Raw genomic sequence first — 22,257 nt, 5'->3', positions numbered from 1 at the left:
CTTTCCGGTCCATCCCACCGCAAAGGACAAGACATGAGCCTCACCAAGACCTTCATCGACTACTTCATCGACCGCGACCACGTGCCCACCACGGGTTCATCGCTCATCACGCGCCCCGGTGACCAAGTGCTGTTCACGACCTCCGGGATGCATCCGCTGACGCCTTATCTGGAAGGCGAACCGCATCCACTGGGCCGCAGACTCACCGGGGTGCAGCGCTGCCTGCGAACCACCGATCTCGACGAGGTCGGGGACCGCACCCACCTGACTGTGTTCGAGATGCTCGGCTCGTGGTCGCTCGGCGACTACGGCAGCGAGCAGTCGCTGCGGTGGGGGTATGAGCTGCTCACTGAGGGGTACGGGATCGACCCGGGTCAGCTCTACGTGACCGTGTTCGGCGGCGACAACCAGGTGGAGCTGGACCAGGAGTCGCTACGCACCTGGCAGTCACTCGGTGTGCCGATCGAGCTGACCACCGACGACAACTGGTGGTCGAACGGCCCGACCGGTCCGTGCGGCCCGGACTCCGAGATCTTCCTCTGGACCGGCAAGGGAACTTCGACCGGTACGCCGACCACCGACGACCGCTGGGTGGAGGTGTGGAACCACGTGATGATGCGCTACCGCCGGTTCGAGGACGGCTCGCTGGAGCCGCTGCAGCAGCGCAACATCGACACCGGCCTCGGGCTTGAGCGGCTGACCATGCTGCTGGAGGGCAAGGATTCGGTGTACGAGACCTCGCTGTTCGAGCCGTGGATGCGGATCATCCCCGGGCTGTGGAAGCTCGACCTGGAGTCGCAGCGGATCGTGATCGACCACCTCCGGTCGAGCATGGTCATCGTCGGCGACGGCGTGCACCCGTCGAACACCGGTCGCGGCTACGTGCTGCGCCGGCTGCTCCGCCGGGTGCTGACGCTGCTCTGGCGGGTGGACGACAGCTACACCCTGTCGGACCTGCCGATGGAGCTCTACAAGCACACGCAGGAACATTTCCACCAGGGCGAGCTGCTGACGCTGGTCCGCCGCATCCTGATCGACGAGGAGATCCGGTTCGGCAACCTGCTGGAGCGTGGCCGCCGGATCATCAGCCACGAACGGTTCCAGAAGACGCTCGACCAGAGCGACTTCGACTACCTGCACGAGACGCACGGCCTGCCGCGCGAACTCGTGCAGTCGCTACTGCCGTAGCAAGGCCAGTTCGTCACCGTGCGGATCGGCCAGCTGCCGGGATTCCGGGTGATCGAAAGTCATCACAGATCTCGTGTCTGTCTTGTACTGCGACCAGCCCGGATCCCCGGTGGTGGCGAACGCGACCCACGCCGCATGCATCCGATCGGCCAGCTCCTGCGGCGGATTGTCACCCTGCAACGGCGACCGGTCCAACGCCAAGGTGTCGAAGACGAACGGCAGCTCCAACGCATGACAAGCTCCGAGCCCCGGCAACGGCGACTGCCAGGCGAACTCGTAAACGTAAGACCGCGCGACCGCTTCAGCAAGCCGGATCGTCGGTACTGCGAAGAACGCGGCGCTAGTCACAGCGGCGAAGAGCTCACCTGGCGACTGACCGGGCCGGTTGGCGGCGAACGTCTCGGCAATCGCTGGATCGAGACCCGCCTGAGCAAGCAGCATAGGCAATGCCTCGGCCGTGACCGCGGCAGCAATCCCACTCGGCACCAGGAAGAACCGGAACTCCTCGCTGGTGAACCCGGTCAGCAACTCGAGTCCCGCGGCCGCGCCGCCGGCGATCGCGTCGAGCGGAAGCTGATGGATCAGCTCACCGTCGATCACCGGGAAGAACGGCATGATCCCGCCACCGGCCTTGACCACACTTGCACCGAATCGCGCCGGATCAGGTTTCGCCCGCAACTCCGCCGACACCACCCGCTGGGCATCGATGAGAGCCGCGGCCGGTACTGCGCCCAGCGCCTCCGGCGTCGCCTGGATCCCCAAGCGCTTCGCCAGCTCGGCGGTCATCAGTCCGGCGTCGCTCGCATGCGCCACCGCCTCGGCCGACCCGCTCTGCATGATGGCCCGCCGGAACAGCCCTTGTGACGCGGGCAACGAGATCAGGGTGGCGACACTCATCCCACCGGCCGACTGACCGAAGATCGTGACCTGGTCCGGATCGCCCCCGAAGGAGGCGATGTTCTCCTGCACCCATTGCAGCGCAGCGAGCTGGTCGAGCAGCCCGCGATTACTCGGCGCCCCCTTGACCACACCGAAGCCGATCACGCCGAGCCGGTAGTTGACGCTGACCAGGACGACGCCGTCGCGCGCGAAGGCAGTTCCGTCGTACGCCGGTACTGCGTTGGACCCGTTGCGGAAGGCGCCGCCGTGGATCCAGACCATCACGGGCAACCCCGAGCCGCCGGGCGTCCAGACGTTGACGTTGAGGATCTCGTCGCCGGGGATGATCGGGTTGCTCAGCAACTTGTTGAACGGCGGGTCGTACCCGGGTTGCGGAGGAGTAGCGCCCAGCGCGGTCGCATCCCGCACGCCGTCCCACGGCTTCACCGGTTGCGGCGCGGCGTACAGGTCGGCGCCCACCGGCGTAGCGGCGTACGGAATCCCCAGGTAGGCAGTGATTCCGTCCTTCGTCGACCCGCGAACCTGACCGCCCGTCACCGCCACAATGGGATCCATACCGCCCATCCTTACACCTGGGTAGTCAGTGCGGCCTCCGGCACTGCTGCGCCGGGAGGGGCAGCCTTGCCGACCGACGACTGGGCGACGTAGGCACCGAGGAGGACGATGACGCCGCCGAGGATCTGGTTCGGTTTCAGGGTCTCGCCGAGCAGGATCCAGGCGTAGATGCTGGCGGCCACAACCTCGACGTACGCGACGGCACCGCCGACCGCTGCCGACAGGCGCTGCACCGCGGCGGCTCCGGCGAGGTAGGCGATTACGGTGCTGACCACGATCAGGAAGGCCGCGAAGGTCCAGCCCGGCGCGGAGCGATCGCCCATCGCGATCGTGTCGGAGAGCACGTGCCACGGCACGGTCCACGGAGCCGATACCGCGGTCAACAGCAGTGCGCCGACGACGCTGCCGGCTGCGGTCATCACCAGCGGATCCGCGACGCCGGTGAGCCTCTCGATCAGCAGGAAGTACGTCGCCTGGCAGGCCGCGGCGGTGAGGCCGCAGAGCAGGCCGATCAGGTCGATCTGGAGACCGGACCAGATCTCGACGACGGTCCCGAGGCCGACGACGGCGATCGCGACGCCGAGGGCGGCGGAGCGCGGTACGACGGTCTTGCGGCCGAACTTCAGCCAGAGGACCACGAGCACCGGGCCGGAGAACTCCAGCAGGATCGCGATGCCGACGGGCAGCCGGCTGGCGGCGATGAAGAACAGTGTCTGGCAACCCGCGATCCCGGTCAGACCGTAGAGCACCAACTGCGGCCAGCTGCGCCGAGCGGCCTGGATCCCGGCTCGGCCGCGGAAGATCAGCACCAGCGGGACCAGCAGGACAGCCGAGCCCAGAATCCGCAGCCAGGCAGCCTGCTCCGGTGAGATGCCGGCGGTGATCAGCGCCTTCGCGAACGGCCCCGAAGCACCGAACGTCAGCGCCGAGAACAGCGCGAACCCAAGTCCCACCGTCTTGGTCCGGGCGGCATCCATCTCAACCCCTCACCTCGAGTCCAGGCTCATCCTGTACATGACCGTCACTGTTCCACACCCATTACATTCCGTCGACCCAGATTCCAGCAGTTGGTCGCTCAGAGCACGTTGACGGCTCGGGCGGCGATGATGGCGATGGTGAGGAGGGAGATCCCGGACTGGACGCTCATCAGGGCTTTGGTCCGGGCGGTGAGGGGCATCGTGTCGGTGGGGCTGAAGGCGGTCGCGGCGGTGAAGGCGACGAACAGGTAGTCGGTGAAGCCGGGGAGCCAGCCCTGCCAGCCGGGGAGGTCGACCGTCATCTGCGGGAAGAGCAGGTCGGCGCGCTCCTCCTCGTGCTCATGTTCGGGCATCCGGGCGAACGGTCCGCCCCGGTCGATCTCCCAGTACCAGACCGCGAACGCGACCACGTTCGTCACCCAGATCAGCAGCGCGGCCTTCACCAGCACCATGCCGCCGGTGCTGTGCCCGGAGTCGAGAAACGCGATCATCCCGATCAGGTAGATCGCATTGATCAGCACGAGCACCGCCAGCAACACCAACTCGATGTAGCGCAACCACGGCTCGTCCATCCGCAGACGGAACGGGTTCATCCACACCAGCGGTATCAGCAGTGCGACGCCGATCGCCGGGAGCAGCCAACGCGGCAGCTGGGTGATCTGCGCCGGCACTGCGAGCTGCAGCGCCAGCACCACGATCACCGCCAGCGAAGCCGGCCATCGGCGGGTGTGGCGCATGCTCGGCGCGGGTTCCTTGCTCACTGCAGCATTCTGACCCCGCAAGCCAGGTCGCCGTGGGATGTCAGCCGATCGAGGCGTCGACAACCGCCTGCCCGACATCCGTACGCCGGTAGTGCACCTGATGCCCCGAGCGCCGCCTGCTCACGAGCCCCGCCCCATGTAGCGCGGCAAGATGCTCCGCAACCGTCGCCAGAGCCAGCCCGTACTGCGCGGCGAGGGCGCTCGTCGTCGCCGGTGGATCCAGCGCGACCAGGAGCATCGCCCGCGTACGCCCGAGCAACGTCGCCAGCGGATCCGGGGGAGCCGGCGCGTCAGACCAGAGCCGGGCCGCACCTCGCGCGGGGTACACCACCGTCGGCTGATATCCGGGCGCGGTGACAACCACGAGATACGGCCAGCCGAACACCCCTGGTACGAGGAGCAGCCCCTGACCGCTGAGCTCGCGATCCTGCTCGCGGAACTGGGTCGTGATCAGCTTGTCGTCCTCCCAGCTCAGTGCGGGATGGAGGTCGTCGAACAGCTTCGCCAGACCGCCGGAGGTGAGCTGCTCCCCGCGGTACGCGATGTCGTCCTCGAGCACCCGGCTGATCAACGGCCAGTCGGGTTCGATCAACGCATGCCAGGCCGCCTCGATCTCCTGCGCGAACCCTTCCCGCGCCGCGACTGGATCCTCGAGCATCCGGTTGATCGCCGCCGCGCCCGGGTTGTTCTTCCCGTCCCGCGACTGGATCAACTCGTCCCGCACCTGATGCAGCGGCGTACTACGAACCCGCGCGATCTCCGTCTCGAACCGAGCCCGAGAAGCCTTCGGCGGGGGAGTCAGAAAGTCAGGCGTGTATCCGCTCCTCGGCTGAACCGCCCGCAGCATCCGCAGATCGAGCTTCGCCGTCACTTCTGCCTTGGCTGCAACCCACGGCGAATACAACGGCCGAGGTCGCTGCCCACCGAGCACCCGCACCGCGGACATCGTCTCCCATACCGGCGACAACCCGAACCGGCACCGCAACGCATCCGCCCGCCCGAACCTCATTACCGCCACAACCACAAACTTTCGGCCACCCCCGAAACGATACGCCACCCCGACCCACCCCAGAGCAGGCTCGCTGTCGTGTCTACTACCTACAGCTCCGTACTCCGCGTGCCCGGGCTGCGAGCGATCTTCCTGGCCCAGTCGGTATCGATGGCTGGAACTGTGGCCGCCGAGATTTCGCTCTCTATCTTGGTCTTCGAGCGGACCCGATCACCGCTGTTGTCCGCCTTGGTGCTTGTATGTTCGTTCCTGCCCTACGCGCTCGGCGGGATAGCGCTCTCTTCGATCGCCGACCGTTTCCCGGCGAGGCGAGTGCTCGTCTGCTGCGACCTGATCAGCGCAACCACGATCGCCGCCATGCTCATCCCCGGGATCCCGGTCGCCGGCTTGCTCGGGCTTCTCCTGGTGACCGGCAGCGTCGCCCCGATCTTCGCGGGCGCCCGAGCAGCCAGCCTCGCTCATCTCCTCGACGCCGACCTCTTCCCGACCGGCCGTTCGTTGCTCAGAGCAATCAGCCAGCTCACCCTGCTGATCGGATTCGCAGTCGGCGCCATAGCCGTCGCCGCGATCGGACCCACCTGGTTACTCGGTCTCGACGCCGCATCCTTCGCAGCCTCAGCGGCCCTGATCGGACTCGGCACCCCGTCAACGCCCAGAACCGGCGCGCCTACCCGGAGTACGGTGCGGGAATCCCTTGCCGGCTTGGGATACATCTTCGGCAACACCAGACTCCGAAGACTGATCCTGCTCTCCTGGATCGTCTCCGCCTTCGCCTCGATGCCCGACGGACTCGCCGTCGCCTACACCGCCCAGACCGGCGTCGCCGCCTCGCTAGCCGGTGCGTTGTTCACCGGGTACGCCGCCGGCTCGATCCTCGGCGAACTCGTTGCGACCCGACTGAAACCGACCACCCGACGACGCCTCATGATCCCGCTGATCCTGCTCACCCAATTACCCGCGCTTGCCTTCGTCACCGAGCCCTCGATTCCCCTCGCGGCGATCCTGCTGGCGATCTCGGGCTCCGGCTTCGCGTTCAACCAGGGCATCGATCCCTTGATCCTCGCGGCCGCCAACCCGGCGTACCGGGGCAGGCTGTTCACCGTCCAAACCAGCGGCCTGATGGCAATCCAAGGCATCGCGATCGCCCTGGCCGGCGTATTAGGAACCCTCATCCGTCCGAACCTGGCGATCTGCGTCGGCGGGGCGATTGGAACGACGGTGACGATGCTCCTCGCCCGGAGAGCACTCAGCTGAACTACCAGGGGATGGAGTCGTCGACACCCGGGCCGCGGGAGACGCCGGTGGGGCCGTCGGGCGGCAGAGTGGCCAGGTAGACCGGGGCGACGGCGCCGTCGGCGACTGTGCGGGTCCCGCGGGAGATCGGCGCGCCTTCGTTGATGTCGGTCGGGACGAGACCCGGAGTAGCGGCATTGACCTTGATCCCGTCCGCCTTCAGTGCGGCCGCATAGAGCACGGTCAGTGCGTTGAGCGCCGCCTTCGACGAGCTGTACGGCAGCAACTGATTCTTCGACTGCGACGACTCGAAATCACTCAGCAGGGTGAGTGAGCCGAGACTGCTGGACATGTTCACGATCCGTCCGTTAGGCGATCGGCGCAGCAGCGGGACGCACGCCGACGTCACCGTCACGACCCCGAAAACATTGACTTCGTACTCCGCCCGGAGCAGGTCGGCGCTCACGTCCACCGCATCGACGCCCCACTCGAGCGCGATCCCCGCATTGTTGACCAGCACGTCCAGCCGTCCCGAGTCGGCCTCGATCGTCTCCACCGCGGCACGGACCGAGCCGACGTCGGTGACATCGAGCTGGACGAATCGGACATCCCCTTCGAGTTCCGCGGCCGCAGTCTTGCCGCGAGCCTCATCGCGGGCGCCCAGGTAGACGGTCATTCCGAGCGCTGCGAGTTGCCGGGCGATCTCCCGGCCGATTCCTTTGTTGGCACCGGTGACCAGTGCGACTTCGTTGGTGTTCATGTCTTCCAGTGCAGTCGCTGCGGCGCCGAAAGAAAAAGACCGATCGGGTGCCCCGGCATACCCTGGAGGTATGGCCGAACCCGAGATCCGTGAGCTGCGCTACTTCCGCGCGGTCGCCGAGGATCTGAACATCACCCGCGCCGCCGAACGGCTCGGCATCGCCCAGCCGCCGTTGTCCCGGGCGATGCGCGGTCTCGAGAGCCGGCTCGGCGTCGCGCTGTTCGATCGCTCCGACCCGCGCCGGATCAGGCTCACCGAAGCAGGCGAGACCTTGCTCAAAGAGTCCGCTCTGGTCCTCGACTCCCTCGATGCCGCAGTACGCCGTACGCGGCGCGCCGGATCGCGCGCGAAGACCCTGATCGTCACCGCCAAGCCAGGCGCCGCCACGGACCTGCTCACCTATGTCGCGAGTGAGTTCCGCGACGAGCCAGGTGCGCCGGAGATCCGGTTCGAGGTCACCGGCCTCGGCGAGCAGGTGGATGCGGTGCTGGCCGGCCGGGCCGACCTGGCGATCATCGGCTCGCCGTACCTCGACAACTCGCTGGCACAGGAGGTCCTTCTCGTCGAAGGCCGGATGGCGGCCCTCCCGGTCGGGCATGAGCTGGCCTCGCGCGAGGTGCTCAGTGTCGACGATCTCCGCGGCCAGATCTTCACCCACCGACCGGGCACGACCGATGCCGGACGCAACTTCTGGTCCGGGCAACGCGACGGCCAGCCGGCCGGTACGCCGCTCGGCCCGGTCGTGCAGGACAGCGCGCAGATGCTGGAGATGATCGCCCTCGGCCAGGCGATCGCGCTGCTACCGATCTCGTTCACGCTCCGAAGCGTCCGCCCTGAGGTCGTCTACCGCCCGGTCCCGGACGCCGAGCCGTACACGATGGTGATCGCCTGGAAGCCCGGCAACCCCTCACCCTGGCTCACCCGCTATGTAGCAGCCGCCAAGCGCTGGGCCGCCGAGCAACCAACCCTCGAAGCCCCCTGGACAGTCGGCAACTGCGACGAGCCGGCCTAAGCGCTGGACCTAACGACCAGGGGAGCGGTGACGAGGCGGCCGGGCTGATCTGGATCGCCGTTGATCTCTTGCAATGCTCGACTGAACAGACAAGAAGCGATGTCCCGCAACGGAATGCGTGCCGTCGTGAGAGGCGTATCGAGCATGCTGGCAAAGGGAAAATCGTTGAACCCGGTGACCGCGACATCCTGACCGACCTTGACCCCGCGCCGCTGCAACGCCCGCATCGCCACCACCGCGAACGCGTCGTTGTCCGTCACGAAGGCATCCACGTCGTTCGAGCAGCTCGTCACGTATTCCGCGACGGCATCCAGATCGCTGAACGACTCCACCGAATGCGGCGAGCTGAACTCCTGCAGGAACCCGTCCCGCCGCTGATGCACCCACGGCAAAGTGCTCGCCGTCGCCAGATAAGCAGCCCGGGTCCGCCCGGTCGCGCGAAGATGCTTGCCGATGGCCACCATCGACGCCTCGTTGTCGACATCCACCCAGCACTGCCGCTGCTGATGACCGGTCCGACCGAACGCCACGAACGGGAAGCCCCGGGTGGTGAGGAACTCGATCCGCGGATCCCTGGGCATCGTCTCCAGCACGACGATCGCATCGACCTGACGCGCCGCGATCAGCTTCTCGTAGAGCGCGATCTCGGTGGCTCCCTCGGTCGGCGTCGTCACATGTACGCCGTACCCGCCGATCGCCGCGGACTTCACGAGACCGCCGAGCAACCCGTGCAGAAATCCACCCAGGCCAGGGTTCTGGTCGCTGAACGCGTCGTCCTCCAGGTACAGCGGCAGGCCGATCACCTGGCTGCGGCCGGACGAGAGCGCGCGGGCCGCATGGTTCGGCGTGTACCCGAGTTCGTCGATCGCCGCCTGCACGGTCCGGACCGTCGGCTCACTCACCCGATGCGGCGCGTTCAGCACGTTGGACACGGTCATTGCCGACACTCCCGCGAGCCGCGCGACGTCGGCCACCGTCGTCCGGCGTACCGGTCGCTTCTTCGCCTCGGTCATCCAGCCCCCTTCGAACCCCTGGTCAGACCCGCTCGATCCGGGCCACTCCGCCGACCGGCACCTCGACGGCCCAGGGGCCGGCGGGTGGCGTGGTCGTCGTACGGGACAACTCTGCGCCTGAGCAGTCAGACACTACGAGTTCCACCGGGTCAGACCCAGCACCTTCGATCAGCAGGCGCGGCTCGTTGCCGCCGTTGACCAGCAGCAGGCGCCGCTTCGGATCGGTCAAACGCACCACACGGTTGGCGAAAACGGCGACCACAGTGCACCTCTCGGACGTCGCCGCGACCTGCGTATAGCGGGCATCCGGCCGAGAGGGAGTCAGTACGCCGTGCAGCAGCGTCTCCGCGTGCTCCTTGCAGAAGGCCAGCCAGAAGCGCACGACCTGGTCGTGTTCGGCGGACAGGTCGCCGAGCTCGACCGAGACCTGCGGCGTACTGAAGAGGGCGCCGATGAACTGGCGGGCGACTGCTTCGGCCGGAGCCGCCGGGTTCCACATCAGCATGTCGGAGTGGACTGCGCGATCGCCGGCGAGTAACCGGGCGTCGATCGTGCGGACCCTGTTCTCGACCGCGTCCATCGCGCAGTCCCCGGCGCGCAGGAAGGTGCCGAAGCGCCAGAGTCGCGGGTTCACGTAGTCCTGCCGGAACTCGATCAGCAGGTTCGGCCGGAGTCGCTTCAGTTCTTCGGTGACCGCTTCAAGGATCAGCTCGACGCCCTCGTCGACTGTCGCGCAGTCGCCGTCCGGCGCGGCGGGTGGGTTCGCCCAGGCCCAGGAGTCGATGAAATCGATCTTGAGACCGTCGATGCCCCAGTCGCGGACCGGACGGACACAGCATTCGACGATGTGCTCGCGGACCTCGGGGAAGCGCGGGTCGAGCACGGATGCGCTCAGCCCGTCGACGTACCCGAGGGTGCGGTCCTTGAGCCGGTCCCAAGCTTTCGAGCGTGCACCGATCAGTGGTGGCGCGATCCAGAGCACATAGTCGAGGCCGAGTTCGTGCACCCGGCGTACGTGCTCGGCCATGTCGGGGAACGTGCTGCTGGTCGGCTCCCAGTCACCGCAGTGCGCGTAGCCGCGAGCAGTGTCCTCGGTCTGCCAGCCGTCATCGACGATCACCGCGCGGCATCCGTACTGCGCGCTGACGCGGGCGTGGTGCTCCACTGATTCCGCGGACACGTGCTGGTGGTCGCTGTACCAGGTCGAGTACATCGCTTCGCGGGCAACCTCCGGCACCGGTGTGATGCGGTCGCCGAGCTCGGCCGTCCAGACGTCGGTGATGTCGCGAAGGGCTTCGCTGAAGTGCTTTCCGCGAAGGTCGATGCGTAACTCGAACCGGTGCTCGCCGGCTGTCGGCTCGATGTCGTCGACGGTGAGCTGGATCAGTTGCTCGGCGGTCTCCTCGTTGACCCCGACGGCGAAGTCACACCCACGGACGTTCGAGGACAGCGAGACGGCCAACGGCGAACGGTCGTCCAGACCGACAAAGGCGGCGACCGGCGCCGACCGGACCGACCGGATATCGCGATGCGACCCCCAATCAGCCGGAAGCTCCCGATGGGACCCCTGCGTCGCCCGCCACAACGTGATCGCCCCATCAACCGGCCAGGTAAATCGCACGTGCACCGGCTCGGCACTCAACTCAGCAGCCACGACCTCGAAGACCAGAACACCCGCCTGGTCCGATGCTTCTCGCACCTTTCCACCCGTCACCGAGCCGGTGCGGTGGACGGCGCCGTCGGGGGAGCGGACCTCGAAGGAAGCCCCGGGCACCGCAGACGTCATCGATCACTCCTCTTCGCCGAGCCGCACTGTTGAACTCGACTATAGCGGTAAAATCAGCGGCGCCAGACATATTGACGAAGTTAAGTGAGCAGCCTAGTTTTAGCGCTAATATCCCTTCTCTTCGGAAGGAGGGCCGCGATGTCGGACCTGGCTCTCAGGTCGGATCTCGGCTACCTCGAGGACGCCTTCACCTGGGCCCGCAAGCGCGCCCTCGACTGGGTCCGGACCTCCACGGCGGCGGGCAACCTCCCGTCGTACTGGGCGGGCTATCCGTCCCGGCCGATGTTCTACTCGCGCGACGTCTGCCACCAGGCGGTCGGCGCGCACCTGCTCGGCTTGGACGCGGAGAACTTCGCCATGCTGCGCCATTTCGCCCGCTCGGCGACCCCGGCCCGCAAGTGGTACCCGCTCTGGGCCTTCCACTTCGACGGCTCGATCGCGGATCTGGACTATCACGGCGACGAACACTTCGTCCGGGAGATCCCCGCGGTGTTCGACCTCACCTATCGCGCGCTCGGCCAGTACGGCTGGACCGGCGACCGGCGCTGGATCGACGACCCCGATCTGGCCGCGTACTACCTCCGCTCGGTCGACGACTTCGTCGCCGAGCACGACAGCGACGGTGACGGCATCCCCGAGTCGTCCGGCACCGGCGACATCTTCCTCGGTACAGCGACCTACAACGAGCAGGACGCCGAGCATCCGCTCCTCGTCGCGGGCGACGGCCTGGCCACGCAGTACGGCGCTCTGCTGGCGCTCGCCAAGGTAGCCGACGGAAACGACCGCAAACGTTTTCTGAAGCGAGCCGAGCAGCTGCAAACGGACTTCCTCGCCTCCTGGTGGGATGCGAGCAAGGCACGGTTCGCGCGCGGCCGCAGCAAGAATGGGCTGGACTTCGGCTGGGGGCTGGAGGCGACCTGGTTCGTCCCGATGCTCGGTCTGAGCGGGACGGGCGAGCGCAACGAGTTGTTCCTGGACTATCTCGAGACCCAGCTGGCCGAGCATCCGCCGGCCAACATCGAGGCGTTCACCTATCTGCCGGAAGTTTTCTTCCGGCACCGGCGTGACGAGTCGGCCTGGCGCTGGCTGCGGCACGTCATCGACAGCCGCGACGTCTACCCGGAGATCTCGTTCACCGTAGTCGAGCACCTGGTGGCCGGGCTCCTCGGTCTGGTGCCGGACGCGGCGTCGGCTTCGCTGACAGTCGACTCCCACCTGCCGGCCGAGATCGGCTGGCTGGAGGTCGACCACATCCGGGTCGGCGATTGGGATCTCCGCATCACCTCCCACGGTCGGCAATCCATCGAGATCACCGTGTACAGCGGACCGGGCCCGCTCCGCGTGTCGATCGGCTCTTCCGGCCCCTGGACGGCCGTCGACCCCGGCCGGACCGCCCGCCTCACCCCGGGCGAGACCGCCCGCCTTACCCCGGGCAAGACCGCCGGGCTCACCCCCTCGGACGAAGCTCGTCCCTGAGACGAAGGACCCCTCATGAAGCTACTCAAACTGCTCTCGGTCGGTGCCGGGCTGACCGCACTCCTCGTCGCCGCGGGCTGTGCGACTGGTGGCGCCCAGCCCGCAGCCGGCGGAAACAAGGATTCCGCCAACATTTCCTTTTCCTTCTGGGGCACCAACTCCGAGGCCGCCTCACTGAAGGCGATCGCCGCAGCCTTCGAGCAGGCGAACCCGGGGACGAAGGTGACCACGAACTGGATCCAGTCCGACTACGAGCAGAAGATCCAGACCTCGATCGCGGCCCACACCCAGTCGACCGTGATGGAGATCAGCAACACCAGTCTCGCCGGCTTCGCGCCCAGCTTCGCCGAGCAGGAGGTGGATGCTTCGCAGTACGTGCAACCGAACATCGCCTCGGCACTGCAGTACCAGGGCAAGTCGTACGCGATGCCGCTGGCAGCCAAGCCGAAGGTGATGGCGATCAACGTCGACGCTTTCAAAGCTGCCGGGCTCCCGCTGCCGAGCAAAACCACGCCGATGACGCTGGAGGAGTTCAAGAACGTCGCAGCCAAGTTGTCCCACGGGGACGGCAAGGCACGCGTCTTCGGTTCCAGCAATCTCTGGTACCGCGGCTGGCTGACCGCTGCCGGTGGCGGGTACTACAACGCCGATGCGACGGCCTGCACCTTCGGCGATGCGACCGGCGTAGCGACAGCGCAGTACGTGGTCGACATGCAGAAGAACAAGTACGCGCCGAACTCGGTGGACATCCAGGGGCAGGACCAGGCGCAATGGTTCGCCGCCGGCCGGCTCGGGACCTTCAGCGACTTCGGGCCGTGGACCGTGGCCGACTTCGTCAAGATCAACAAGCCGAACTGGACGCTGGTTCCCGTTCCAGGCAAAGGTTTTCCGATGGAGGTCGACGGGCTCGCGATCGCCAGGAACGCGACCGGCAAGCAGCTCGAGACGGCCAAGAAGTTCGTCGAGTTCGCCAGCACGCAGCAGGTCGCTCAGGACAAACTGATCCAGGGCACCACGGCGCTCGGCGTACCGATCATCAGCGCTTCCAGCGCGACGCTGGAGAAGGTGCTGCCGGCGGATCGCAACCTGGCCGCGTTCACCACCGCGCTGAAGACCGGCCTGGTCGGTGTCTCGGTCGCGAAGGAAGCACAGATCTCCGGCGACGCTGAGAAGGGCATGACCAGCTACACGGCGCTCGGCACCGGCAAGGATGACGTCGCGAAGATCCTTCCGCAGCTGAACGACAAGTGCACCAAAGCCCTGAAGCAGTGAGGTAGACCGTGAACCCGACGATCGGATGGATCCGCGCGCTCGCGGAGTCCTGGGGAGTCCCCGCGGCGCTGGTGCCGCTGGTCCCGTTCCTGCTCCTGCTGATCGCCCTGTACGCCGTCATCGGATTGGCGGCGTACGGGGCATGGCGGAGATGGCCGCGGGCCGACAAGACGATCGCGTTCTGGCTGTTCATCTCGCCCTGGCTGATCGGGTTCCTGATCTTCACCGTCGGGCCGATGGTGTCGTCGATCTACGTCAGCCTGACCTCGTGGGACCTGATCACGCCGCCGAAGTTCGTTGGTTTCGCCAACTACAGCGAGGCTTTCAGCGATCCACGAGTCGGCCAGGCGTTGAAGGTCACGCTGCTGTACGCCGTGATCTCGGTGCCGCTGCAGACTGCTCTGGCGTTCCTGGTCGCGCTGCTGATGAACGTGGATCTGCCCGGAATCCGGCTTTTCCGCACGATCTGGTATTTGCCGAGCCTGGTTTCCGGGGTCGCCCAGATGGTGCTGTTCCTGTGGGTCTTCAACCCGCAGTACGGGCTGGCGAACGATGTGCTGGCCAAGTTCGGCGTACCGGGTCCTGGGTGGTTCAACGACGCGTCGTGGGCGTTGCCGACGGTGATTCTGATGAGTCTGTGGACCGTCGGGGGAGCGATGGTGATCTATCTCGCCGGGCTCAAGGACGTGCCGACGAATCTCTATGAAGCGGCCGCGCTGGACGGTGCCGGGGTGACGCGGCTGTTCTGGCACATCACCTTGCCGCAGCTCTCGCCGATCATCTTGTTCAACGTGCTGACCGGGATCATCGGGGCGCTGCAGATCTTCACCCAGGGATTCATCGCGACCGGCGGACCCAAGGACTCGCTGCTGTTCTTCGTCTATTACCTGTACGACAACGCCTTCCAGAATTTCCGGATGGGCTACGCGTCGGCGCTCGCCTGGACCCTCTTCGCGATCATCCTCGCACTGACCGCCGTCACCGCCCGGGCCAGCTCCTTCGCCGTCTACTACGAATCCGACCAAGGCGGCCGTCGCCGTGTGAAGAAGGGCTGAGGTCATGGCTGTCCTAGTCGAGTCCCCGCGTCGCGTCGCTGCCGAGACCGGTGCGGTCCGACGGCCGGACCGCCCGTTCTGGCGACGCAACCTGCCGATCACGATCGCCCTGTACGTCGTACTCGCGCTCGGGTCGCTCGCTTTCGTCTACCCGTTCCTCTGGATGCTCGCGACCTCGCTGCGATCCCTTGCGGGCGTGGGTTCTTCGGGCGCGAGCATCTGGCCGCACGAGTTCCTCTGGAGCAACTACAGCCGGGCGATCACGTCGTTCCCGTTCTGGCGCTACGCCCTGAACTCGGTGCTCACCACACTCATCCCGATCATCGGCACCGTGTTCTCCTGCTCGCTCGCGGGTTTCGCCTTTGCCCGCCTACGCGTCCGCTTCTCGGGAATAGTCTTCGCGGTAGTCCTCGCCACCATGCTCCTACCCGGCGAGGTCACGATGGTTCCGCAATTCATGCTCTTCAACAACCTTGGCATGATCGACACCCTCTACCCGCTCATCCTCCCCGCCTTCTTCGGCTCCCCGTTCTACATCTTCCTGTTCCGCCAGTTCTTCGCCCGAATGCCCCCAGAACTGGCCGACGCAGCAGTAGTAGACGGCTGCGGCTGGTTCCGCATGTTCCTCCTGGTCTACCTCCCCCTAGCTCGCCCCGCGGTCATAGCGGTGTCGATCCTCTTGTTCATGGGCTACTGGAACAACTTCCTGGGCCCAGCCATCTACATCAACTCCGACCAATGGAAAACCCTCCCCTTGGCCCTGGCCGGCTTCCAATCCAAGAACGGCACCGACACCCCCTTGCTGATGGCAACCTCGGTCCTCATCACCCTCCCTTGCCTGGCCATCTTCTTCTTCGCCCAAAAACAAATCACCAACGGCATAACCTTCACCGGTGGCCGCTGACCTGGCAGCCTGGAGCTGATGTGGTTGCGTGTGTCCCGCGCCTGCTAGACGAAAACAACCTGGTGCCGCGCCGACCCCGGTGTGATTGCGCGTCTCGACGCAGCCTCCTCGGACCTCCTCGCTCGTACTCAGATGCGGCTGGAGGTGGATCCCCATGGACAAGCCTCGATTCAGATCCAGCACGTGCTATCCGTCCTCGGGCATCACGTTCTTCAGCTTGAAGTTGACACCGATGGCAGCAGTCTCGATCAGAGCCCCCGCTTCGGGTAGGGAAACGTCGTTGGCGGCGCTCTGTCGTGTCGCTTCAGAGGGTGGGGGCTGCTTCAGTGAAGTGGTGGGTGAGCGGCTCGTTGGGATAGCGGGTGGTGAGCTCGGAGGAGAGTTCGCCTGCGACCATGACGAGCGAGGGACGGCTCGCGGGTGCCGTGGATGCCTGTGAGGCGAGGTTGTCCTGGATGACCGCGGTCGCGTACTGGCGGGCCAGTTGATCGTTGCCGGCGAGGCGATGCACGTCCATCGCGTAGTACTCCCACTTGGCGGGGTCGACTTCGAAATGGTTGTCCGGCCTGCCCGGATAGGGCAGCCGGTCGAGGATCTCGCGACCGGAGTCCAGCAGGGGCTGCAGGTCCGATTCACCGAGGCGGGCTCGCGCTTTCGCCTCCTGGGCGATGAGCTGCACCTCTACGCTCGATTGCGGGGCTATTGCCCGGCCGGCCTGAGCAGACTCGATCGCATCAGAGAGCCTGCCTTGGGTGAGTGCGAACCAGGCGGACATTTCATGCGCCCAGCCGCTGACTCCGGGTGGCCGGCTTCGGCGCCCAGCTGCAGGGCCGCAGTACGGGTTGATTCAGCGGCCGCCCGCAGGCCCAGGTCGTACTGGACACATCCGGCGAGCAGCGGGAGCCAGCCGCCGGCAGTCAAGAGCTCGGTGTGCGCACGGAGGCCGACCGGGCGCCGCAACAGCTCGCCAACATATCGCAGCCACCCTTGAGCCTCCTCTCGGAGCTCCAGCGCATCGCGCCACGAGTACTGGCAGCACAACTCAGCGAGCGTTGCGTGCAGCCTCTCCAGCGTCACGGGTGTCGCATCGGATGCCTGCAGGCGTTGGACCAGTTCGGCCGTCTGCCACGGCGTCCGATCTAGCCTCCGCCCGAAAGCCATACAACCCAGTGTGACCCCTAGTTGTATCCCTGTCGCCTCCTGCCGAGGGATACAAAGAAGCCTTGGCAACGATGCCGCATCCAGCGCACGCTGTCGGCATGCTCAAGCTCGTGAACGAAGGAACCTGTGACGGTGTCCATCCCGACACCGGTCTGCACTGCGTCCTCGGCGAGCATCGCGGCCCTCACCGAGCCGTCGACGGCTCCGAATGGCTCGACGACGAGTAGCCCTCAATCGGCGAGGTGCGCACGTTGACCCCTGCGCCCGTGCGCGCCTCGCCTGCCAACGCAGCCCTAGATCTCGCCGCGGGCTTTGGCGAAGGGGAGGCGGTCGAAGATGAGGTGGAGGTGGGTGATGCGGCCGTCGGCGACGGTGTGGAGTTCGGCGCCGGGGGCGTGCGGGACCGGGGTGGTGACGGTGTCGTACATCAGGAGTGCGGTGGTGTCGTCGCCGAAGGATGAGAGGAGGGTGCTGGTGGTGACCTTCTGGGAGAACGGTTCCATGAAGGCGCGGAAGGCGGCGGCGCCGTGGATGGGACCGGCGGGGGATTGGCAGACGATGTCGTCGGCGATGTAGTGCATGGCTTTGTCGAAGTTCTGGCTGGTCCACGCCTCGTAGTAGGCGAGCACGGTCTCCAGAGCTGCGGTCATCGGTAGATCCTTTCAATCGGTGATGACTGGGTAGACACCAACTCCACCGCGATCGGAACGGTCGCCGCGAAGTACGCCGTACGGATGGCACCATGGGCGGGTGACGGTGCTGCAGCGGGCGCAGGCGGGGGACGAAAACGCTTTCCGTGAGTTGACCGCGCCTTATTTCCGTGAACTCCATCTGCATTGTTACCGGATGCTCGGGTCCGTCACCGATGCCGATGACGCGATGCAGGAGATCCTCCTCGCCGCCTGGCGCGGCCTCGAGGGGTTCGAGGAGCGGGCGTCGGTCCGCACCTGGCTCTACCGGATCGCGACCAACCGCTGTCTCAACGCGATCCGGGACAGCAAGCGCCGTCCGCCGGCCGAACCGGTCCCGCCGTTCGAACCGCCTCCGCCGTCGCGCACCAGCGACGTGACCTGGCTGCAGCCGTATCCGGACGAGCTGCTCCAGGAGCCCGAGGCCCACGCCGTACGCCGGGAAACGGTCGAGCTCGCCTTCATCGTCGCCCTGCAACGAATGCCGCCGAAGCAAGCCGCCGCCCTGCTCCTGGTCGACGTACTCGGCTTCCGAACCGCCGACGTCGCCGACCTGATGGACACCAGCGCGACCGCGATCAAGGGGGCCCTCCAGCGAGCGCGCGCCGCGCTACCCGCCGCCGACCCGGCTCCGGCGCCGGAAACCGAACGCCAGTTGGCCAAACGCTTCGCCGAAGCCTTCGTTGCCGATGACATCGAAACCATCACCAGCCTGCTCACCGACGACGCCTGGCTCGCGATGCCGCCGGCGCCGCACGAGTACCACGGTCCGCCCGCGATCGCCGGTTTCCTCAGAGCGAGCGCCGAGGCCCGCACCACCACACTCGCCCTCGAGGAAGCCGGCGCGAACCTCCAGCCCGGCTTCCGTTGCTACCACGCCGACCAGCACGCCGTACGCCGGTACGCCGGTCACCTCGTCCTCGAAATCCGCGGCGAGGGCATTCACCGGATCACCCGATTCGTCAGCTGATCGGTGGGGCGAGGTACTCCAGCGCGTAGCCGTCACCCGCGCGCGTCACCCGGCCAACCCCTGGCGAATCCAGATGGGCACCTGCAACGAACTCTCCCGGCTGGGCCAATTGCTCCAGCAGCCCAGCCCGTACGCCGCGCGCCTGCGACCGATCACCGTCGTACTCGCAGCAGATCTCCGGCCGGCCGAACTGCAGTGTCGGCACATGAACCGTGTCGCCCCAAACCACCAGCCGACCGGAACTGCTCCGCACCTCGTAAACGGTATGCCCCGCCGTATGCCCAGGAGCCGGTACGGCCGTCACCCAGTCGTTGATCGCGACCCGCTCCGTGACCGGAACCACCCGATCGCGAACCGGCTCGAGCTTTCCGGTGAACACCGACGTATCGTTCGCGCCGATCCATACTCGCTGGAGCTCGGGAAAGGCCTCCGAGCCATCCGGTGCGATGAGTCCGTCGACATGGTCCCGGTGCCGGTGGGTGATCGCCACGTCGGTGATCGCGTCGCGAGCAACCCCGGCCTCGGTCATTGCTTCGAGCAACGACCCCATCGTGGGAAGCCAGCCGTCGGATGAGCCGGTGTCGATGAGGACCGACTTCGTTCCGTCGGTGACGTAGAAGGCATTCACCGACAGCCGCAAGTTGCCCTCGGCAAGCGGAACGACGTCCGGCACCTCGTCGAGCGGTTTCCCACTCTCGTCGCGGAGTCGTATCGGCGGCATGTCCACATATCCGTCCCTGAGCGAGATCACCACCAGCTCGCCAAAGGCGAACCTGGCGTGCAACCTTCCACCCGAACTGAAACGCATCAGATCTCCATCATGTCGTGGTGTTCGTCTTCGGCGGAGAAGCTATTCCGGTGAGGAGCAGGTCGAGGCCGGCGAGGAACTGGGCGCGGTCGTCGTGGTCGCGCAGTTGGCCGGCCATCCGGCGTACGAACGGGTAGGTCGCCTCGTCGAACTGCTCCCATTCGGTTGCGACATCGGCGAGGAAGGCCGATCGATCGGTGCCGGGGGCAATGAGTCGCGCGCCCGCGGCGTACTGGCCGGCCAGGCCGAGGATGTAGGTGACCAGCGCTGTCGCGGAGTCGAACTGGGACCGCTGCGGCACGCCGAGCGCTTCGAGTTGCCCGCCGATGGCTTCGAAGATGCGCAGTACTGCCGGTTGCCATGGCTCGCGGGAGAGTTGTGAGCCCGCCCAGGGATGCGCGTCGAATGCGTCGAACACGGCGAGGCCGATCGCCCGGATCGCTTTCTTCGGGTCCTTGGTGTGAACCACTGATGTCATGGCGCGGGCGATGACGTCGTTGGTCGTTGCCGCGAGCAACTCGTTCTTGTTCGCGACATGCCAGTAGATCGCTCCGGCCCCGGTCGACAGGCGCTCGGTGAGCGCGCGGAAGGTCAGCGCACCTTCGCCGTCGGCGTCGAGGATCTCGATCGCGGTCTCCACGATCCGCTCCTTCGACAGCGCGTCCGTACGCCGTTCGCCGCGCTCCGCCTTGCTCGCCATGGACCCATCTTGACATGACTGGAACGTTGTTCCAAGCTGGAGACTGTAACTGGAACGCTGTTCCAATCGACCCCTTCCGAAAGGAGCACCACCATGACGACCCCGGTCACGATCATCGGTGCGGGACTCGGCGGTCTCACACTCGCCCGCGTTCTGCACGTTCACGGCATCCCCGCCACCGTCTACGAGGCCGACGCCTCGGCGGAGAGCCGAACACAAGGCGGTCAGCTCGACATCCACGCCGACGACGGGCAGGTCGCCCTGGCGGCGGCAGGACTCACGGACGAGTTCCGCGCGATCATCCACGAAGGCGCCGAGGCGCCGCGCATCGTTGGCCCGGACGGCGCGGTGCTGTTCGAGGAGCCGATGGAAGGTACGTCGGGGCGACCGGAAGTGCTCCGCGGAGACCTGCGGCGGATCCTGCTCGAATCGCTACCGGCCGGGACGGTCCGTTGGGGACACAAGGTCACCGAGGTGAAGCCGCTTGGAGATGGCAGGCATGAGCTGACCTTTGCCGACGGCTCGATCGTTGCGAGCAGCATCCTCGTCGGCGCGGACGGCGCCTGGTCGAGGATCAGGCCGCTGGTCTCCGATGCGCAACCGGAGTACACCGGCACGATGTTCATCGAGACCTACCTGTACGACGTCGACGTACGGCATGCCGCGACGGCCGAGGCGGTCGGCGCCGGGGCGATGTACGCGCTGACTCCTGGAAAGGGGATCACCGCGCACCGCGAGGCGGGGGACATCCTGCACACCTACGCCCAACTGGTGCGCCCTACCGAGTGGGCCGCCGGCATCGACTTCACGGATGCGGCTGCCGCGAAGGCCGCGGTCGCAGCCGAGTTCGAGGGTTGGGCACCGGAGCTCACCGCGCTGATCACCGCCGGCGAGACGACCCCGGTCCTGCGGCTGATCCACACGCTGCCGGACGGCCACCGGTGGGACCGCGTCCCCGGCGTGACCCTGCTAGGCGACGCCGCCCACCTGATGCCCCCGTCCGGCGACGGCGCGAACCTAGCGATGTTCGACGCCGCCGAGCTGGCCAACGCGATCGCCAACCACCCCACCGACACCGAAGCCGCCCTCGCCGCCTACGAGGAAGCGATGTTCCCGCGCAACGCGTCGTTCTCCGTCGACGCCCGCGAGATCCAGGACCTCTGCGTCGGCGACAGTGCGCCGTACGGCCTGATCAACTTCTTCACCGGCGCCGTCAAGCAACCTGCCTCGTCCTGACGACGCCCACGATTTGGAGGACCCTGCCGCCCTGCAACCCACAGGACTCTGTCCTGAGGAAAACGTTTTCGGTGTTGCGCAGAAAACGTTTGCTGTTCAGCTCTTCCGCGCCTCCTGGATCTCCAGGTAGTGCGGGTTGTGCATGATGCCGAGGACGTTGCCGAACGGGTCGATCACCGACGCGGTGGTGAAGTTGCTGTCGCCGTGCGAAGTGATCGGCTGGTACTCCGTGGCGCCCATCCCCAACAACTTCTCGAAGGTGCCGGCCAGGTCGTCCACGTGCCAGTGCATCACCGCGCCGCCGGGGGCGTTGCCCGCACCGGGAGGCGCGTACTTGCGGTCGATGAACCCGATCTCGTCACCGTCGTCCCCGACCCGGAACTCGACGTACGCCGGGGTAGCGGGCGCGACCGGGAACGCGTAGTACGCCTCCTGGCCGAACAGCTCGGCATACCAGTCCCGCGCAGCGGCAAGGTCATCGGCGTAAAAGCTGATGGTGGCGAATCCTCGAAACATCGGGCGCTCCTAGACGTTGTTCTCGACTGCGATAACCCCATCCTCCTCCCAATAGTGCTCACCAATTGAGCACTTTTCCCACCCACTTTCCCCATTCCGGCCCCACCCCACCCCGCCTTCCTCCCTGCCCTCCCGCTCCCTCCCGCGTCCTGCGCTCCCGCTCCCCACCCGCGTCCTGCGCTTCCACTCCCACCCCGCCTTCCTGGGCTCCCGCCCGGCCTCCGCCTCCGCCTCCGGCTCCGCTCCGCCTTCCCGCGCGCACGGTCTCGCTCCGCC

General features: G+C 66.6%; 23 protein-coding genes. 10 read left to right on the top strand and 13 right to left on the bottom strand.

Translation table 11 applies throughout. The annotated features are described in order from the left end of the window. Nucleotides 1–33: 33 nt before the first annotated feature. Nucleotides 34–1,188, top strand: a complete 1,155-nt coding sequence (locus tag ABZ004_RS34685; RefSeq protein ID WP_355685678.1) for an alanine--tRNA ligase-related protein — start codon at nucleotides 34–36, stop codon at nucleotides 1,186–1,188. Here the strand turns inward: ABZ004_RS34685 and ABZ004_RS34680 are convergent. The 4 genes from ABZ004_RS34680 to ABZ004_RS34665 all read right to left on the bottom strand — a co-directional run bounded on the left by ABZ004_RS34680 (nucleotide 1,177) and on the right by ABZ004_RS34665 (nucleotide 5,390). Beyond that, nucleotides 1,177–2,643: a carboxylesterase family protein gene (locus ABZ004_RS34680; protein WP_355685676.1), complete on the bottom strand. Its 1,467-nt coding sequence runs from the start codon at nucleotides 2,641–2,643 to the stop codon at nucleotides 1,177–1,179. The two genes, ABZ004_RS34685 and ABZ004_RS34680, sit on opposite strands and share 12 nt — an antisense overlap. 11 nt (nucleotides 2,644–2,654) lie before the next feature. Further along, complete coding sequence (locus tag ABZ004_RS34675) at nucleotides 2,655–3,620, bottom strand: EamA family transporter (RefSeq protein WP_355685674.1); 966 nt, start codon at nucleotides 3,618–3,620, stop codon at nucleotides 2,655–2,657. A 98-nt stretch (nucleotides 3,621–3,718) separates the two neighbouring features. After that, a complete protein-coding gene (locus ABZ004_RS34670) occupies nucleotides 3,719–4,381 on the bottom strand; it encodes a hypothetical protein (protein WP_355685673.1) in 663 nt (220 codons plus the stop codon). Nucleotides 4,382–4,421: 40 nt separating this feature from the next. After that, entirely contained in the window at nucleotides 4,422–5,390 is a 969-nt protein-coding gene (locus ABZ004_RS34665) for a DUF5937 family protein (protein WP_355685752.1), read from the bottom strand. 78 nt (nucleotides 5,391–5,468) lie between these two features. On the opposite strand from ABZ004_RS34665, the gene ABZ004_RS34660 reads away from it, so the two are divergent. After that, nucleotides 5,469–6,644 (top strand): MFS transporter, encoded by a 1,176-nt coding sequence (locus tag ABZ004_RS34660; RefSeq protein ID WP_355685672.1) that lies wholly within the window; start codon nucleotides 5,469–5,471, stop codon nucleotides 6,642–6,644. A 1-nt stretch (nucleotide 6,645) separates the two neighbouring features. Here ABZ004_RS34660 and ABZ004_RS34655 read toward each other — a convergent pair whose 3' ends face one another. After that, a complete protein-coding gene (locus ABZ004_RS34655; protein ID WP_355685670.1) occupies nucleotides 6,646–7,383 on the bottom strand; it encodes an SDR family NAD(P)-dependent oxidoreductase in 738 nt (245 codons plus the stop codon). Nucleotides 7,384–7,453: 70 nt separating this feature from the next. Here ABZ004_RS34655 and ABZ004_RS34650 point away from each other — a divergent pair, with 70 nt between their 5' ends. Beyond that, nucleotides 7,454–8,395 carry a LysR substrate-binding domain-containing protein gene (locus tag ABZ004_RS34650; RefSeq protein ID WP_355685668.1) on the top strand — a complete coding sequence of 314 codons (942 nt, stop codon included), beginning with the start codon at nucleotides 7,454–7,456 and terminating at the stop codon, nucleotides 8,393–8,395. On the opposite strand, the gene ABZ004_RS34645 is transcribed toward ABZ004_RS34650, so the two are convergent. Both ABZ004_RS34645 and ABZ004_RS34640 read right to left on the bottom strand, forming a co-directional pair. Continuing rightward, nucleotides 8,392–9,408 carry a LacI family DNA-binding transcriptional regulator gene (locus ABZ004_RS34645; protein ID WP_355685667.1) on the bottom strand — a complete coding sequence of 339 codons (1,017 nt, stop codon included), beginning with the start codon at nucleotides 9,406–9,408 and terminating at the stop codon, nucleotides 8,392–8,394. The genes ABZ004_RS34650 and ABZ004_RS34645 overlap by 4 nt on opposite strands. Nucleotides 9,409–9,430: 22 nt before the next feature. After that, nucleotides 9,431–11,194 carry a glycoside hydrolase family 36 protein gene (locus tag ABZ004_RS34640; protein ID WP_355685666.1) on the bottom strand — a complete coding sequence of 588 codons (1,764 nt, stop codon included), beginning with the start codon at nucleotides 11,192–11,194 and terminating at the stop codon, nucleotides 9,431–9,433. 138 nt (nucleotides 11,195–11,332) lie between these two features. Here ABZ004_RS34640 and ABZ004_RS34635 point away from each other — a divergent pair, with 138 nt between their 5' ends. From ABZ004_RS34635 to ABZ004_RS34620, 4 genes are read left to right on the top strand one after another with little or no spacing between them, the layout of a single operon-like run. Next, on the top strand, nucleotides 11,333–12,670 hold the full coding sequence (locus tag ABZ004_RS34635) for a hypothetical protein (protein WP_355685664.1): 1,338 nt from the start codon (nucleotides 11,333–11,335) through the stop codon (nucleotides 12,668–12,670). 15 nt (nucleotides 12,671–12,685) lie between these two features. Next, complete coding sequence (locus ABZ004_RS34630) at nucleotides 12,686–13,942, top strand: extracellular solute-binding protein (protein WP_355685662.1); 1,257 nt, start codon at nucleotides 12,686–12,688, stop codon at nucleotides 13,940–13,942. A gap of 8 nt (nucleotides 13,943–13,950) precedes the next feature. Further along, a complete protein-coding gene (locus ABZ004_RS34625; protein ID WP_355685661.1) occupies nucleotides 13,951–14,997 on the top strand; it encodes a sugar ABC transporter permease in 1,047 nt (348 codons plus the stop codon). Between the two features lie 4 nt (nucleotides 14,998–15,001). Then, nucleotides 15,002–15,901 carry a carbohydrate ABC transporter permease gene (locus ABZ004_RS34620; RefSeq protein ID WP_355685659.1) on the top strand — a complete coding sequence of 300 codons (900 nt, stop codon included), beginning with the start codon at nucleotides 15,002–15,004 and terminating at the stop codon, nucleotides 15,899–15,901. Between the two features lie 304 nt (nucleotides 15,902–16,205). Here the strand turns inward: ABZ004_RS34620 and ABZ004_RS34615 are convergent, their stop codons facing one another. Both ABZ004_RS34615 and ABZ004_RS34610 read right to left on the bottom strand, forming a co-directional pair. Further along, nucleotides 16,206–16,580, bottom strand: a complete 375-nt coding sequence (locus ABZ004_RS34615; protein WP_355685657.1) for a hypothetical protein — start codon at nucleotides 16,578–16,580, stop codon at nucleotides 16,206–16,208. 20 nt (nucleotides 16,581–16,600) lie between these two features. After that, a complete protein-coding gene (locus ABZ004_RS34610) occupies nucleotides 16,601–17,062 on the bottom strand; it encodes a hypothetical protein (RefSeq protein WP_355685656.1) in 462 nt (153 codons plus the stop codon). 98 nt (nucleotides 17,063–17,160) lie between these two features. On the opposite strand from ABZ004_RS34610, the gene ABZ004_RS34605 reads away from it, so the two are divergent. Beyond that, entirely contained in the window at nucleotides 17,161–17,289 is a 129-nt protein-coding gene (locus ABZ004_RS34605) for a hypothetical protein (protein WP_355685655.1), read from the top strand. A gap of 66 nt (nucleotides 17,290–17,355) precedes the next feature. On the opposite strand, the gene ABZ004_RS34600 is transcribed toward ABZ004_RS34605, so the two are convergent. Further along, nucleotides 17,356–17,712 (bottom strand): nuclear transport factor 2 family protein, encoded by a 357-nt coding sequence (locus ABZ004_RS34600; protein WP_355685654.1) that lies wholly within the window; start codon nucleotides 17,710–17,712, stop codon nucleotides 17,356–17,358. A 100-nt stretch (nucleotides 17,713–17,812) separates the two neighbouring features. Here ABZ004_RS34600 and ABZ004_RS34595 point away from each other — a divergent pair, with 100 nt between their 5' ends. Then, nucleotides 17,813–18,721, top strand: coding sequence for an RNA polymerase subunit sigma-70 (locus ABZ004_RS34595; RefSeq protein WP_355685652.1), 909 nt, complete (start codon nucleotides 17,813–17,815; stop codon nucleotides 18,719–18,721). Here ABZ004_RS34595 and ABZ004_RS34590 read toward each other — a convergent pair. Both ABZ004_RS34590 and ABZ004_RS34585 read right to left on the bottom strand, forming a co-directional pair. Continuing rightward, the gene (locus ABZ004_RS34590; RefSeq protein WP_355685650.1) at nucleotides 18,714–19,529 is read right to left on the bottom strand and encodes an MBL fold metallo-hydrolase; all 816 of its coding nucleotides are present in this window, start codon (nucleotides 19,527–19,529) and stop codon (nucleotides 18,714–18,716) included. The two genes, ABZ004_RS34595 and ABZ004_RS34590, sit on opposite strands and share 8 nt — an antisense overlap. A 10-nt stretch (nucleotides 19,530–19,539) precedes the next feature. Beyond that, on the bottom strand, nucleotides 19,540–20,229 hold the full coding sequence (locus ABZ004_RS34585) for a TetR family transcriptional regulator (protein WP_355685648.1): 690 nt from the start codon (nucleotides 20,227–20,229) through the stop codon (nucleotides 19,540–19,542). A 93-nt stretch (nucleotides 20,230–20,322) separates the two neighbouring features. On the opposite strand from ABZ004_RS34585, the gene ABZ004_RS34580 reads away from it, so the two are divergent. After that, complete coding sequence (locus tag ABZ004_RS34580; RefSeq protein WP_355685646.1) at nucleotides 20,323–21,465, top strand: NAD(P)/FAD-dependent oxidoreductase; 1,143 nt, start codon at nucleotides 20,323–20,325, stop codon at nucleotides 21,463–21,465. Nucleotides 21,466–21,561: 96 nt separating this feature from the next. Here ABZ004_RS34580 and ABZ004_RS34575 read toward each other — a convergent pair whose 3' ends face one another. After that, nucleotides 21,562–21,981 (bottom strand): VOC family protein, encoded by a 420-nt coding sequence (locus ABZ004_RS34575; protein ID WP_355685644.1) that lies wholly within the window; start codon nucleotides 21,979–21,981, stop codon nucleotides 21,562–21,564. Nucleotides 21,982–22,257 lie beyond the last annotated feature (276 nt).

Source organism: Kribbella sp. NPDC006257 (assembly GCF_040613535.1).
Classification (GTDB): Bacteria; Actinomycetota; Actinomycetes; order Propionibacteriales; family Kribbellaceae; genus Kribbella.
Note: the sequence above shows the minus strand (reverse complement) of the source record. Positions and strands in the feature narration are given on the sequence as shown.

Bases quoted from the DNA above. Each gene is read 5' to 3' on its own strand.
- ABZ004_RS34630 (WP_355685662.1), top strand. From the start codon at position 12,686: ATGAAGCTACTCAAACTGCTCTCGGTCGGTGCCGGGCTGACCGCACTC.
- ABZ004_RS34645 (WP_355685667.1), bottom strand. From the start codon at position 9,408: ATGACCGAGGCGAAGAAGCGACCGGTACGCCGGACGACGGTGGCCGAC.
- ABZ004_RS34605 (WP_355685655.1), top strand. From the start codon at position 17,161: ATGCTCAAGCTCGTGAACGAAGGAACCTGTGACGGTGTCCATCCCGAC.
- ABZ004_RS34585 (WP_355685648.1), bottom strand. From the start codon at position 20,229: ATGGCGAGCAAGGCGGAGCGCGGCGAACGGCGTACGGACGCGCTGTCG.
- ABZ004_RS34635 (WP_355685664.1), top strand. From the start codon at position 11,333: ATGTCGGACCTGGCTCTCAGGTCGGATCTCGGCTACCTCGAGGACGCC.
- ABZ004_RS34675 (WP_355685674.1), bottom strand. From the start codon at position 3,620: ATGGATGCCGCCCGGACCAAGACGGTGGGACTTGGGTTCGCGCTGTTC.
- ABZ004_RS34650 (WP_355685668.1), top strand. From the start codon at position 7,454: ATGGCCGAACCCGAGATCCGTGAGCTGCGCTACTTCCGCGCGGTCGCC.
- ABZ004_RS34575 (WP_355685644.1), bottom strand. From the start codon at position 21,981: ATGTTTCGAGGATTCGCCACCATCAGCTTTTACGCCGATGACCTTGCC.
- ABZ004_RS34610 (WP_355685656.1), bottom strand. From the start codon at position 17,062: ATGGCTTTCGGGCGGAGGCTAGATCGGACGCCGTGGCAGACGGCCGAA.
- ABZ004_RS34580 (WP_355685646.1), top strand. From the start codon at position 20,323: ATGACGACCCCGGTCACGATCATCGGTGCGGGACTCGGCGGTCTCACA.
- ABZ004_RS34620 (WP_355685659.1), top strand. From the start codon at position 15,002: ATGGCTGTCCTAGTCGAGTCCCCGCGTCGCGTCGCTGCCGAGACCGGT.
- ABZ004_RS34665 (WP_355685752.1), bottom strand. From the start codon at position 5,390: ATGAGGTTCGGGCGGGCGGATGCGTTGCGGTGCCGGTTCGGGTTGTCG.
- ABZ004_RS34590 (WP_355685650.1), bottom strand. From the start codon at position 19,529: ATGCGTTTCAGTTCGGGTGGAAGGTTGCACGCCAGGTTCGCCTTTGGC.
- ABZ004_RS34685 (WP_355685678.1), top strand. From the start codon at position 34: ATGAGCCTCACCAAGACCTTCATCGACTACTTCATCGACCGCGACCAC.
- ABZ004_RS34600 (WP_355685654.1), bottom strand. From the start codon at position 17,712: ATGACCGCAGCTCTGGAGACCGTGCTCGCCTACTACGAGGCGTGGACC.
- ABZ004_RS34655 (WP_355685670.1), bottom strand. From the start codon at position 7,383: ATGAACACCAACGAAGTCGCACTGGTCACCGGTGCCAACAAAGGAATC.
- ABZ004_RS34680 (WP_355685676.1), bottom strand. From the start codon at position 2,643: ATGGATCCCATTGTGGCGGTGACGGGCGGTCAGGTTCGCGGGTCGACG.
- ABZ004_RS34640 (WP_355685666.1), bottom strand. From the start codon at position 11,194: ATGACGTCTGCGGTGCCCGGGGCTTCCTTCGAGGTCCGCTCCCCCGAC.